This is a genomic window from Amycolatopsis palatopharyngis (genome assembly GCF_003385185.1).
Taxonomy (GTDB): Bacteria; Actinomycetota; Actinomycetes; order Mycobacteriales; family Pseudonocardiaceae; genus Amycolatopsis; species Amycolatopsis palatopharyngis.
Genome location: NZ_PQHZ01000036.1, coordinates 1 through 12,381, shown reverse-complemented (window position 1 = coordinate 12,381; position 12,381 = coordinate 1). Strand labels below are relative to the sequence as shown.

The 12,381-nt window shown below is 66.7% G+C and carries 13 protein-coding genes; 8 read left to right on the top strand and 5 right to left on the bottom strand.

Going from position 1 to position 12,381, the window contains the following annotated elements; all coding sequences use genetic code 11:
* Positions 1-33: 33 nt before the first annotated feature.
* Entirely contained in the window at positions 34-1,014 is a 981-nt protein-coding gene (locus tag D0C15_RS23725; RefSeq protein ID WP_162830225.1) for an ATP-binding cassette domain-containing protein, read from the top strand.
* Positions 1,011-1,826: an ABC transporter permease gene (locus D0C15_RS23720; protein WP_116049480.1), complete on the top strand. Its 816-nt coding sequence runs from the start codon at positions 1,011-1,013 to the stop codon at positions 1,824-1,826. Before D0C15_RS23725 ends, D0C15_RS23720 begins: the two co-directional genes overlap by 4 nt.
* Before the next feature lie 120 nt (positions 1,827-1,946).
* Here the strand turns inward: D0C15_RS23720 and D0C15_RS23715 are convergent, their stop codons facing one another.
* Both D0C15_RS23715 and D0C15_RS23710 read right to left on the bottom strand, forming a co-directional pair.
* On the bottom strand, positions 1,947-2,546 hold the full coding sequence (locus tag D0C15_RS23715) for a DoxX family protein (RefSeq protein WP_116049477.1): 600 nt from the start codon (positions 2,544-2,546) through the stop codon (positions 1,947-1,949).
* A 129-nt stretch (positions 2,547-2,675) separates the two neighbouring features.
* Positions 2,676-3,689, bottom strand: coding sequence for a glycerophosphodiester phosphodiesterase family protein (locus D0C15_RS23710; RefSeq protein ID WP_116049476.1), 1,014 nt, complete (start codon positions 3,687-3,689; stop codon positions 2,676-2,678).
* Between the two features lie 222 nt (positions 3,690-3,911).
* Here D0C15_RS23710 and D0C15_RS23705 point away from each other — a divergent pair, with 222 nt between their 5' ends.
* The 4 genes from D0C15_RS23705 to D0C15_RS23695 all read left to right on the top strand — a co-directional run bounded on the left by D0C15_RS23705 (position 3,912) and on the right by D0C15_RS23695 (position 7,462).
* Positions 3,912-4,652 carry a MerR family transcriptional regulator gene (locus tag D0C15_RS23705; protein WP_116049473.1) on the top strand — a complete coding sequence of 247 codons (741 nt, stop codon included), beginning with the start codon at positions 3,912-3,914 and terminating at the stop codon, positions 4,650-4,652.
* A 100-nt stretch (positions 4,653-4,752) separates the two neighbouring features.
* Positions 4,753-5,949 carry an ATP-binding protein gene (locus D0C15_RS23700; protein WP_116049470.1) on the top strand — a complete coding sequence of 399 codons (1,197 nt, stop codon included), beginning with the start codon at positions 4,753-4,755 and terminating at the stop codon, positions 5,947-5,949.
* Between the two features lie 198 nt (positions 5,950-6,147).
* Positions 6,148-6,309, top strand: coding sequence for a hypothetical protein (locus D0C15_RS34265; protein WP_162830224.1), 162 nt, complete (start codon positions 6,148-6,150; stop codon positions 6,307-6,309).
* A gap of 205 nt (positions 6,310-6,514) precedes the next feature.
* On the top strand, positions 6,515-7,462 hold the full coding sequence (locus tag D0C15_RS23695; protein WP_116049468.1) for a bifunctional helix-turn-helix transcriptional regulator/GNAT family N-acetyltransferase: 948 nt from the start codon (positions 6,515-6,517) through the stop codon (positions 7,460-7,462).
* On the opposite strand, the gene D0C15_RS23690 is transcribed toward D0C15_RS23695, so the two are convergent.
* The 3 genes from D0C15_RS23690 to D0C15_RS23680 form a co-directional block, all read right to left on the bottom strand.
* Positions 7,444-8,010: a peroxidase-related enzyme gene (locus D0C15_RS23690; protein ID WP_116049465.1), complete on the bottom strand. Its 567-nt coding sequence runs from the start codon at positions 8,008-8,010 to the stop codon at positions 7,444-7,446. The two genes, D0C15_RS23695 and D0C15_RS23690, sit on opposite strands and share 19 nt — an antisense overlap.
* A gap of 77 nt (positions 8,011-8,087) precedes the next feature.
* Positions 8,088-9,722: a monocarboxylate uptake permease MctP gene (gene mctP, locus D0C15_RS23685; RefSeq protein WP_116049463.1), complete on the bottom strand. Its 1,635-nt coding sequence runs from the start codon at positions 9,720-9,722 to the stop codon at positions 8,088-8,090.
* Entirely contained in the window at positions 9,722-10,003 is a 282-nt protein-coding gene (locus D0C15_RS23680; RefSeq protein ID WP_116049460.1) for a DUF3311 domain-containing protein, read from the bottom strand. Before D0C15_RS23680 ends, mctP begins: the two co-directional genes overlap by 1 nt.
* Positions 10,004-10,192: 189 nt before the next feature.
* Between D0C15_RS23680 and D0C15_RS23675 the strand changes: the two genes are divergently transcribed.
* Together D0C15_RS23675 and D0C15_RS23670 are read left to right on the top strand one after the other, a co-directional pair.
* A complete protein-coding gene (locus D0C15_RS23675) occupies positions 10,193-11,815 on the top strand; it encodes an alpha/beta hydrolase (RefSeq protein WP_116049457.1) in 1,623 nt (540 codons plus the stop codon).
* 107 nt (positions 11,816-11,922) lie between these two features.
* A complete protein-coding gene (locus tag D0C15_RS23670; protein WP_116049592.1) occupies positions 11,923-12,207 on the top strand; it encodes a helix-turn-helix domain-containing protein in 285 nt (94 codons plus the stop codon).
* The last annotated feature ends 174 nt before the right edge of the window (positions 12,208-12,381 follow it).

Here is a 12,381-nt window from a genome sequence, read left to right as displayed (position 1 = left end):
GCATCGGAGATCTAATCCGAACAGGGGAGTGTTATGTCTCAACCCGACCACCGTGTCGCTGTGCGCGCACAGGCACTGGTGAAGACGTACGGGTCAACGCGCGCGCTGGACGGTGTCGATCTGGAAATCCAGGCCGGCAAGGTACTGGGGTTACTGGGGCCGAACGGCGCGGGCAAGACCACTACGGTTCGCATTCTCACAACGTTGCTGCAGCCGGACTCCGGCCAGGCGTGGGTCGCAGGGCACGACGTGCTCGCCGATCCGGACGCCGTCCGTCGCTCGATCGGGCTCTCCGGGCAGTACGCGGCTGTGGACGAGAACCTCACCGGTTTCGAGAACCTGTACATGGTCGGCAGGCTCTACGGCAAGAACAAGAGCACGGCCAAAGCGCGAGCCAGGGAACTGCTCGCCCGATTCCGGCTCGAGGACGCCGCCGACCGCCCTTCGAAGGGGTACTCCGGCGGTATGCGTCGAAGGCTCGACCTGGCCGGCGCTCTCGTCGCCGAGCCCACAGTGGTGATCCTGGACGAGCCGACCACCGGCCTCGATCCGCGGGGGCGGCTCGACACATGGGAGGTCATCAAGGAGCTGGTCGCCGACGGCACCACCGTGCTGCTCACCACGCAGTACCTGGAGGAGGCCGACCAGCTCGCCGACGACATCATGGTGATCGACAAGGGCAAGGTCATCGCCAAGGGGACGGCCGATCAGCTGAAGGGGCAGATCGGCGGGGAACGACTGGAACTCGTGGTCGCCTCTCCCGATGATCTCGATGCCACGGCACGCGTGCTGGCCGAGATCGGCACCGGGGAACCTGCCGTCGACCGGCACACGCGCAAGGCCGACGTGCTCGTGGACGCAGGACCCAAGGCCCTGATCGAGGCGCTGCGCAGGCTCGACGCGCAGAACATCGTGGTGCAGGACGTCGCCCTGCACCGGCCCACGCTGGACGACGTGTTCCTGTCGCTGACCGGCCATGCCAGCACCGTGGAAGAACAGGGGGCACCGGCGTGAACACCTTTGTGAAGGGCCTGTCCGACAGCCAGGTCGTCACCTGGCGAAACCTGATGAACGTGCGCCGCAATCCCGAGTGGCTGCTCGGCGCGACCGCGTTTCCGATCATGTTCGTGCTGATGTTCGCCTACGTTTTCGGCGGTGCGATCGGCGGTCCCGGCAGTGACAGCAGCGAGTACCGGGAGTTCCTCATCGCCGGCATCTTCGCGCAGACCGTGGCGTTCAACTCCTCCTATACGGTCATCGGTTTCGCCAGCGACCTGCAGAAGGGCATCATCGACCGGTTTCGCTCGCTGCCGATGTCCCGCTTCGCGGTCATCGTCGGCCGGACCACCGCCGACCAGGTGCTGAGCCTGGTCGTGCTGGTCGTGATGTCGGTCTGTGGCCTGTTGATCGGCTGGCGGATTCGCGGCAGCTTCGTCGATGCCGTACTCGGTTACCTGGTGATTCTGATGTTCGCGTTCGCCATGTCCTGGATCGGCGCGTACATCGGCCTGCTCGCCAAGAGCGTCGAGGTCGCCAACAGCGCGGGGCTGATCTGGATGTTCCCGCTGACGTTCGTCTCGTCGGCGTTCGTGCCGCAGGAGAGCCTGCCCGGAGTGCTTGGCACTTTCGCCGACTGGAACCCGTTCACCGCGGCGGTGAACGCGACCAGGGACTTGTTCGGGAACCCGGCACCGAGCGGCTATCCCGAACCCAGCGGCTGGCCTGCGGAGAACGCGGCGCTGTACGCCGTGCTCAGCTGCGTCGTGATCATCGCGATCTTCGCGCCGCTGGCCACAGCCCGCTACCGCAAGGTCGCCAGCAAGTAGGCACCGCACACCAAAGGTCAGCGGCCACCCCGCCTGCGGGCGACGCGGGCGGGGTGGCCTCCGGCCGCAGTCCTGGCGGATCAGTGCCGATCAGTATCGATCTGTGCCGATCAGTGCCGATCAGTGATGAGCCGGGATCGCGGACTCCACTGCCTTCGTGGCCTTGCCTGCCAGCTTGTGCGTCTTCGCCTGTGCCGTGCGCACGCCGTCGAACACGTCCTCACCCGCGTCGTGCACCTGCTTGCCGGCCACCTTTGCCGTCGTGCCCGCGACCTTCGCCGCCCTGCGGGCCCGCCAGCCAACGGATGGCTTGCCCTCGGTGTCGGCAGCCGCCAGCAGCAGCCCACCGGCGAGCCCGGCGTTCTTGAAGAAGTGGATCTGCTGGTTCTGCTTGTCGCCCGCGTCCTCGCTTTCCCAGAACCGATGTCCGGCCAGCGTGGTCGGCACGAGGCTGCCCAGCAGCAGCACCGCCGACAACCGGGGCAGCTTGCCCAGCGCCAGCGCCGTTCCGGCGGCGACCTTCACCGCGCCGTCGATCTTCACCAGCGTGACGTCATCGGTCGGCAACGCCCCCGGCAACGAACCGGCTTGGGAACGCACGGCCTTGTCCAGGACGGGCTTGGCCATCTGTGCGTGTCCCTCGGCTTGGCGCAGCGCATTCAGCCCGCCCGAGATGAAGATCGACGCGAGCAGCGGACGCGCAACTCGACGGAGAATCACTTTTCCTCGCCCTCCTGAGTCTTACCTAGCTCGAAACCTGTTCTCGCGAAGCTACCCATTCCGGCGCCACTTCACTCATCGAGCTTTATCCGGTTGTCTATCCTCAGGACTAGAAAGGCATAGAAATGGTTAGGAAGCCGGATACGCGCGTGGCAGCCGGAAGCCACGCGCGGCCGCGACCTCCCGCAACCGGTCCGGATAGTCGGTGATAATCCCGTCCACCCCGTCGTCGATCAGCTTGTGCATGGTTGCCTTGTCGTTGATCGTCCACGGCACGACCTTGATCCCAGCCCGGTGCGCTTCCCGCACCAGTGACGCCGTGGTGAACGGCTGATATCCAGGGTCGGTGACGCTGCCGCCCTGCGGGTTCCCGTGCACCGGGGACAGTGCGCTCGCATGGAAGGACTTGACCGCCCGCACCGGACTGCCACCGAAGTCGTCGATGTCGATGCCGCCGAGCCACGGCGACTTCCCCGGCTTTCCCACCTGCAGGAACTCGGGCTGAGTCAGCGCGACCGTCTTGATCCAGGGCGCCGTCTCACGCATCAACATCAGCGCACCCCAGTCGAAGCTCTGCACGGTGGTGTTGTGCGCGAACCCGGAACGGCCGATCTCGCGCACGGCGCGACTGACGAACTGCTCCCGCGGCGCGGTCTCCTCCGGGGCGGCGGCCTCCACCTTGGTCTCGATGTTGAAGTGGATCTTCCACGCGCGCTGCTGCCTGGCGAGCTCGAACACCTCGGCGAGGGTGGGCATCTTCGCCCCTGGGGCGAGCTCCTGATTCGGGTAGTTCGGCTGCCGCTGGGAACCACAGTCAAGCATCCGGACCTGGGCGAACGTCAGGTTCTTGATGTACTTGCCCGCGTAGGGAAAGTCCGGGTCACCCTCCGACACAGGCGCGGTGTCGGCGCATTTGGCCGGGTTGATCCTGCGGTCGTGGGTGACGACGTCCCGGCCGTCCCGGGTGATCTGGATGTCGAGTTCCAGCGTGCTCACCCCGAGCTCCATGGCCTTCGCGAACGCGGGCAGGGTGCCTTCGACGGTCAGCCCAATGCCCCCGCGATGCGCCTGGATGTCGAAGTGGTTACGCGAGGCGCCAGGAGTCGCGTGCGCGGTGGCCGCACCCCCGCCCAGCAGGGCCACGACGACGGCCGTGGATGTCGCCGATCGGCCCCACGGCCGTCGGGCGACTGCTCTGGTGGAAGGTCTGCGAGAGATCACTGTGGTCCTTCTTCCGATGTCGGGAAAGCGCAGGCTTTCATCCGATAGCCACTAACGGGTGAAGTCGAGAAGACAAACGCTTGACCTTGACGCTGCGTCAACTTCTACCGTTGTCAGCACCGAACGAGATCAGGGAGGCCGCGGATGGACTGGTCCATCCAGGAGCTCGCCCGCTCGGCAGGCACCACGAGCCGGACGTTGCGCCACTACGGCGACATCGGACTGCTCAAGCCGAGCCGGGTGGGGCGCAACGGATACCGCTACTACGACCAGGAGTCACTGGTCCGGCTACAGCGGATCCTGCTGCTGCGCGACCTCGGCCTCGGCCTTCCGGCCATCGCCGAGGTGCTCGAAGGGCAGCGGGACACCGTGTCCGCATTACGCACCCACCTCGAACTGCTGGAGCAGGAGCAACAGCGGATCGGGCGCCAGATCGAGTCGGTACGCACGACCTTGCACAAGACGGAAGGAGGTGAACAACTGATGGCAGAGGAAGTTTTCGACGGATTCGACCACACGCGGTACGAGCAGGAGGTCACCGAGCGATGGGGCCGAGAGGCCTACGAGCAGGGGGATCGCTGGTGGCGCTCGCTCAGCGACGCCGAGAGGAAGGAGTTCCAGCAGCGCCAGCTCGACATCGCGGCGGACTTCGGCCGGGCGAGGGAGGCCGGCCGCGGCGCGGACAGCGTGGAGGTCCAGGCGATCACGCAGCGCCTGCACGACTGGCTCGCGGTGACCACGACGCCGACCAAGGAGTACTTCACCGGGTTGGGCCAGCTCTACGTGGACGACCCGCGCTTCACGGCGAACTACGACCGGCACGGCGACGGGACAGCTGAACTCGTCCGCGACGCGATGAAGGTGTACGCCGAGCGCAACCTCTAGCGCCGGAATCGGCGGGCAGGGCTGCAGACCTGTCCGCTGCCGACTACGAAATTCTCGGCATCTATCGCGTGCGCACTAGAAAACCCAATACATTGACATGATGGATCCGGTTCGTAACCCGTTCGCCCCCGGCGCCGGGCAACGCCCGCCCGAACTTGCAGGTCGCGAACGTGAACTCAAGGCGTTCGAGGTCGTACTGGAGCGCGTGGCGCGCGGACGACCGGAACGCAGTCTGGTGTTGACGGGCCTGCGCGGAGTGGGCAAGACCGTGCTCCTCGGCGAACTACGGTCGATGGCGGGCCGCAGGGGGTGGGGCGCGGGCAAGATCGAGGCGCGGCCGGACGCCGAGCTACGCAGGCCACTTTCGGCGGCGCTGCACCGCGCCATCCGGGATCTCGCGGTACGCCACCGCGCGCCGGACCGGGTCGACGATGTGCTCGCGGTGCTGAAGGCGTTCGCACTCAGGGCGAACAAGGCCGACGCCAAGCTGCGTGACCGGTGGCAACCGGGTATCGACGTGCCCGCCGCGACCGGCAGGGCCGACTCCGGCGACATCGAGATCGACCTGGTGGAGTTGTTCACCGACGTCGCCGAACTCGCCGCCGACGTCGGTACCGGGGTGGCGTTGCTGATCGACGAGATCCAAGACCTCGCGCCGGACGACGTCTCGGCGTTGTGCGCGGCCTGCCATGAGCTGTCCCAGTCGGGCGCGCCACTTGTCGTGGTCGGCGCGGGTCTGCCGCACGTGCCCGCCGTACTGTCCGCCTCCAAGTCCTATTCCGAGCGACTGTTCCGGTACACCAGGATCGACCGGCTCGACCGGCACGAAGCGGATCGCGCGGTACTCGCCCCGATAGAACGAGAGGAAGCGGGGATCACCCCGGACGCCCTGGATGCGCTGTTCGACTCATCCGGCGGGTACCCGTACTTCATCCAGGCGTACGGAAAAGCCGCTTGGGACGCGGCCCCCGCGGATCCGATCACCGTTGAGGACGTGCGGGTCGCCGCGCCGGAAGCCGAGTCCGAGCTGGCGGTCGGTTTCTTCGGCTCACGGTACGAACGGGCGACCCCGGCCGAGCGCGAGTATCTGCTGGCCATGGCGGAGCTGACCCAGGGACGGGACGAGAGTGCTGGCACCTCCGACGTCGCGGTCTACCTCGGACGCAAGCCCTCCTCGCTGTCGCCCGCCAGGGACAGCCTGATGAAGAAGGGGCTCGTGTACTCCGCCGAGCGCGGCCACATCGCGTTCACGGTGCCGCACTTCGGCAACTACCTACTCGGCCGTGGAGTCGACTGAGCAGCATCCTCCGAATCGTCGGCGTTACCTAATCGTGACAGGTGTCACGAAGTATGACCGGGACTATGGCCGATCTGCCGACGAATCATCGGCAAGTGTGTGAGGTCACCGGATATTCGGTGGAGACTTTGTGAAAAAAGGCGCATACTTGAGCTATCAGGTCCTCAAGCCACGAAGACCTTCAAGACTGCCGAGGGGATGCAGACACCAATGAGCAACATCGCCGCCAAACTCCGTGCCCGCCGCGCCGAGGCCCGCACCCGCAGGGCCCTAAGCCGCGCGATCGACACCGCCTCCTCCGCCACCGTGCGCCAGGAGCTGCTCGCCATCGCACAGGCGCGTCATACGCACATGCGCTGACTGCGACCGAAAGTTACGATCGAGCGTCCGATACTCACTCGAACGAGTGACGTAGGACACAATTGAGCCAGGGTGTAACGCCACCGGAAGTGGTGCCGATACACCCTACGACCCCGTGATGCTGGCGGACCCCCGACCTGGCAGCATCACGGGGTTTCCAATTGCCCTATACTTGACTCCGTCAACGAATAAGTTGAGGTAGTCAATGAACGCTATGTCGGTCACTCGGCGGGTCGCCGAGGTCCGCGCGTTCAACCGGCTCTACACCAGGATCATCGGCGTGCTCGGCGAAGGACTGGTCGGTACGTCCTTCAGCCTCAGCGAAGCCAGGGTGCTGTTCGAACTGGCTCAGCGCGACCTCAGCGAGGTCACCGACCTGCGCAAGGAACTCGATCTCGACGCTGGATTCGCCAGCAGGCTGCTCGGCAAGCTCGAGCGAAGGGGCCTGGTGGTCAGGCAGCGCTCGGCCGACGATGCCCGGCGCCAGGTCGTCCACCTCACCGACGAAGGCAGCCAGGCGCAGCACGCACTCGAGGAGCGCACGGTCACGCAGGTGGGTGCGCTGCTGAACCGGCTGACCGAGGAGGAGCAGGACAAGCTTCTCGGTGCGATGGGGACGATCACTGGTCTCGTCGGTGAGCGGAAAAGCCGGCCCCAGCTCGTACTTCGCCCGCCGCGGGCGGGTGACCTCGGTTGGGTCGTGCATCGCCACGGCGTCCGCTATGCGGCCGAGTACGGCCTCGACTCGACATTCGAGGGACTCGTCGCGGGCGTGGCCGCCGAGTTCGCCGACGCACGCGAGCCGCGAAAGCAGGCGGGGTGGATAGCGGAACTCGACGGCGAACCGGTGGGCAGCGTGTTCTGCATGCCGGACGCCGATCCGGGTGTGGCGCTGCTGCGGCTGCTGCTCGTCGAACCCAGCGCACGGGGGCACGGCGTCGGCAGGAGGCTGGTGGCCGAGTGCGTCGCGTTCGCCCGCGCGAACGGCTACAGCCGGCTACAGCTGTGGACGATCGACGTGCTCGTCGCCGCTCGCCGGATCTACGAGCAGGCAGGCTTCGAGCTGATCAGCGAACGGTCCGAGCGGCGGTTCGGACAGGACGTCGTCGGGCAGACGTGGCGACTCGACCTCGATCAGCGACCCATGCCGTAGAACTCCGGATTCGGCCGCAGCGCCGTGAGGTGAGCGAGCCGGTTCGACATCGCGAACAGCGCGGTGATGGCACCGACGTCCCAGATCTCGTCCTCGCTCAGCCCGGCCGCTCGTGCGGCGGCCACGTGCTCGTCGCCGAACCGCGCCGAGTCTTGCGCGAGAGCGAGCGCGAGGTCCACTATCGCGCGCCCCCGCGCGTCCAGCTCAACCTGCCACGGATTGCTGGAAACCTGGTCGGCCAGCTCCGGGTCCTTGGCCCTGATCCGCAGGATCGCGCCGTGTGCGACAACGCAATAGCTGCAGTGATTCGCACCGGAGGTGGCGACCACCACGAGCTCCCGCTCGGCTTTGCTGAGCCCATCGGAGCTGTCCATCAGCGCATCGTGATAGTCCAGGAACGCCCGCAGCTCCGCGGGCCGATGCCCCAGCGCCCGGAAGATGTTCGGCACGAAGCCGGACTTCTCCGCGATCGCACCGACCCGCTCACGCAGGTCCTCGGGCAGTTCCTCCGGTTCGACGGTCCCGAATCTGCTCACCTTGTCGGCCATGGGTGTCACGCTACTTGCCCTGCCGTCGCACTTTCCCGGGAAAGTGCGACGGCAGGGCGTCGCTCGATGCGCGTCGCTCAGTGCGCGCCGATCGGTCGTAGGTTTTCGTCGTGCTCGTCCACGTGGTAGTCGGGCCCGTTGGTCGTGTCGGTCCCGTTGAAGATCTTCAACCGCCGGGCGATCACCGTCACCACCACGGCCACCAGCAGGTTCGCCACCAGCGCCACGATGCCGACGTAGATCTGCACCTGTGATCCCGCGAACGGCTGCCAGCCGAACAGGTTCAGCTTGTCCAGCGCGAGCGCGGAGCCACCGAAGTGCTCCTTGCCCGCCGCCGGGTTGGGGATGCTGTAGAGCAGAACCAGTCCCCAGCCGAGGCCGACGAACCAGCCCGCGACCAGGCCCCACCGGTGCAGCCAGCGGGTGTAGAGCGCGATGGCGACCGCGGGCAGCGTCTGCAGGATGATCACACCACCGATGAGTTGCAGGTCGATCGCGTACTGCGGGTCGATCCCGACGATGAACAGCACGGCGCCGAACTTCACGATCAGCGAGGCGAGCTTCGCCTGCTTGGCCTCCTGCTTCGGCGTCGCCCCCTTGCGGATGAACTCCTTGTAGACATTTCGCGTCCACAGATTCGCCGCCGCGATGGACATGATCGCGGCCGGGACCAGTGCGCCGATTCCGATCGCCGCGTAGGCGATCCCGGTGAACCACGAAGGGAACATGTCGCTGAACAGCTGCGGCACGATCGTATTGCCGTCCGGGCGGCCCGTGGCGTTGTTGGTGATCGGTTTCGTGCCCGCCGCGATCGCGATGAAGCCGAGCAGCGCGAGGAATCCGAGTACCACCGAGTACGCGGGCAACGCCGACATGTTGCGTTTGAGCACGTCCCGGCCACGGGAGGCGAGCACTCCGGTGGCGGCATGCGGGTAGAGGAACAACGCGAGTGCCGAACCGAACGCCAGCGTCGCGTACTGCAGCTGGTTGTTCCCGCCGAGCAGCACACCGTCGTTCGGCGATGGTGTGGCCTCGAACTTCGCCTCGGCCGCGCCGAAGATCTCGCCCCAGCCACCGAGCTTCGCGGGCAGGTAGATCACCGCGACCAGGATCACGACGTAGATGAGGATGTCCTTGACGAACGCGATCAGCGCGGGAGCGCGCAGGCCCGATTGGTAGGTGTAGAGCGCCAGCACCACGAACGCGATCAACAGCGGCAGGTGGCCGAGGAAGCCCGCACCGTTGAAGCCCATCGAGCGCAACACCGCTTCGAGGCCGACCAGCTGCAGCGCGATGTAGGGCATCGTCGCGACGATGCCGGTGACCGCCACCAGCAGCGCCAGGATCGAGGAGCCGTAGCGGCCGCGGACGAAGTCGGCCGGTGTGACGTAACCACGGGCCCGGGAAACCGACCAGAGCCGCAGCAGCGGCAGGAAAACCAACGGGTAGGCGATCACGGTGTAGGGCAGCGCGAAGAAGCCCATCGCGCCCGCGCCGAACAGCAACGCGGGCACCGCGACGAAGGTGTAGGCCGTGTAGAGGTCACCGCCGATCAAAAACCAGGTGATCCACGAGCCGAACTTGCGCCCGCCAAGACCCCATTCGTCCAGGTGGTCGAGGTTTGCCGCCGCCCGCCAGCGCGACGCGACGAACCCGAGCACGGTGACCAGCAGGAACAGTGCCCCGAAAACGATCAGTTCCACCCACTGCATCAGCCGGCACTCCCCTCATCCAGGTCGTCGACATCCTTCGGCTCGGTCCGAGCCGGGACGGCCGGCTGCTTCCGGGTCATGCGGTAGACCGTCACCGTGCAGATCACGCCGACGGCGATGCCGAGAAACTGCGACCAGTAGAAGAACGGCATGCCGAACAGAACGGGTCCCGGTCGGTTGTAGAGCGGCGTGAGCAGGATCAGGAACGGGATGATCAGCAGGAGGTTCCAGGGACTGAACTGCAGCCCGCTCGGCCTTCCGCCGGTTTTCTCGGGTGACATGTGGCCTCTCTGAGCGCTCGTGCGCGGATCAAAGCGCGTTGACCCTAAGTGCTCGAGCCGCTCTAGTCACGTCCAGACCATCGGACGGTTGCTCGTAGCGGGTCCGCCGGATATCAATAACCGTCGCTGGTCGGGGTTGAAGTGGACTTTCGCGACACCGAGGACGAATCGAATACAAGGGGCACCTAGATGAAGAAACTGCGCCTCGCCGTGGTCATCCCGGCGATGGCGGGCAGCCTCCTGGCCGGAGTCACGCCGGCCATGGCGGTCACCCCGGACGCGGAGGACGCGGCCCTGCCGCTGAACTCCACGAACATCCCCGCCCGCTACGCGGACCAGGTGCTGGACTGGCACGGCTGCACCGCCGACGAGTTACCGAGCGCGCCACCAGCCGGTGCCGAGGACATCGAGTGTGCGACCTTCACCACGCCACGGGACTGGAACCGGACGAGCGAGCGGGTCGACATCTCGATCGCGGTCAGCAGGCTCAAGGCGACCGGCGGCGAGGCGAAGGCCAGTGTCCTCACCAACCCTGGGGGACCGGGCGCACCAGGGCGCATCTTCCCGGCTCGGCTGCGTAATCAGGACAAGCTGCGGGCGCAGCAGGACATCGTCGGGTTCGACCCGCGCGGCACGGGCAAGAGCACGAACATCACCTGCGGCGGCGCGATCGGCACGGGCAGTTCGCTCGACCCGAGGGACCGGGACCGGCGCAACCTCAACCTGATCCTCGACGCGACCCGGTACGCGGCGCGTTCCTGTCAGGTGAAGTCGGGTGAGCTCGGCCCGCTGATCAACACCCACCAGACCGTGCGCGACATCGACCTGCTGCGCGTGCTGCTCGGGCGCGAGAAGATCAACTGGGTCGGATACTCGGCGGGCACCTGGATGGGCGCCCACTATGCGACCGCGTTCCCGGAGCGGACGGGCCGGTTCGTCCTGGACTCGGCCACCGAGTTCACCACCACCTGGCAGAAGTCGTTCGACTGGCAGCCGCTCGGCTTCGAGCGCCGGTGGCGGCAGGACTTCCTGCCGTGGATGGCGAAGTACGACTCGATCTACCACTTCGGCACCACTGGTGAGGCCGCGCGGCAGACCTACGAGGACCTGCGTGCGGCACTGGCCGACGAGCCGGTCGACCTCGACGGGGAGACGGTCGGGCCGAACGAGCTGGACTCGACGATCGCCGGGGCGCTCTACAACAAGCGGGCCTTCATCGGCCTTGCCGAGCATCTGGTGAACCTGCGAACCCTGACCGGGGATGCCTCGACCGCGCAGAAGACCGAGGCCGCGAAGGAGGTTCGCGTCAAGGTGGCGGCCGAGCCGGAGGTGTTCGGCCCGATGCCGCTGATGGTGCCGGTGGACGAATCCGATGCCTACGACGCGAGCTTCTGGACGATCCCGTGCAACGAGGGCCACTGGCGCGGCAACCGGGCGAGCGTGATCTGGCAGTCGCAGCAGCTCATCGACCAGGACCTGCCGCTACTCGGGGCTGGCTGGCTGATCCAGCCGTGCATCTTCTGGAAGAAGAAGCCGATCGACCTGCCCGAGGTCGACGGCGAGGGCGTGCCGCCGGTGCTCATCGTCCAGTCCGTGCACGATCCGGCCACCCCGCTGGAAGGCGCAAAGCGCGCACACAGGGCATTCGAGAACTCGCGGATGCTGACGATCACCGACGAGGGTGACCACGGCATCTACGCGGGCGGCAACGCCTGCGCCGACGACGTGGTGGAGAAGTACCTGGTGGACGGGATCGTTCCCGAGGACTCCAGCTGCCCAGGCATGCCGCTGCCGGTACCTTCCGGCGACTGACCGAACCGCCGTCGTCCACAGCCTGTGCACAGAGTTATCCACAGGCTGTGGACGGCGGCGGCGGTTTTCTGGCGGGGGAGGAGCTTGATGGCAGTAGGATCGGTTTCGTGGTCCGAGTCCCCCTGACCGATGCCGAGCGTGCCCGTGGTGAGCGGCTGGGCGCCGTCCTGCGTCAGGCCCGTGGTGAGCGCAGCATGGTGGACGTCGCCGCGCAGGCGGGCATCTCGGTGGAGACGCTGCGCAAGATCGAGACCGGGCGCATCCCCACCCCGGCCTTCTTCACGGTGGCCGCGGTGGCCGAGGCTGTGGACCTGCCTCTGGACAACCTGCGGGCGGCTGTGGACAGCGCTGTGCGCAAGCCGGCAGAGACCCGAGTCCGAGCCGTTTCCTGAACCACCGCCCGGAGGACTGCCGGTCCTGAATGGCTGGGGCGGCCTCACCCGTTTGTGGTGGTTTTCCGGGCTTCGCGGGGACGGTTCTGTGTCCCTCTGTATTACCTCGATCTCGAACTTGCGTTCGAATAACATCGAGGACGTGGACGACACCGGCAGATCGACATGGCAACT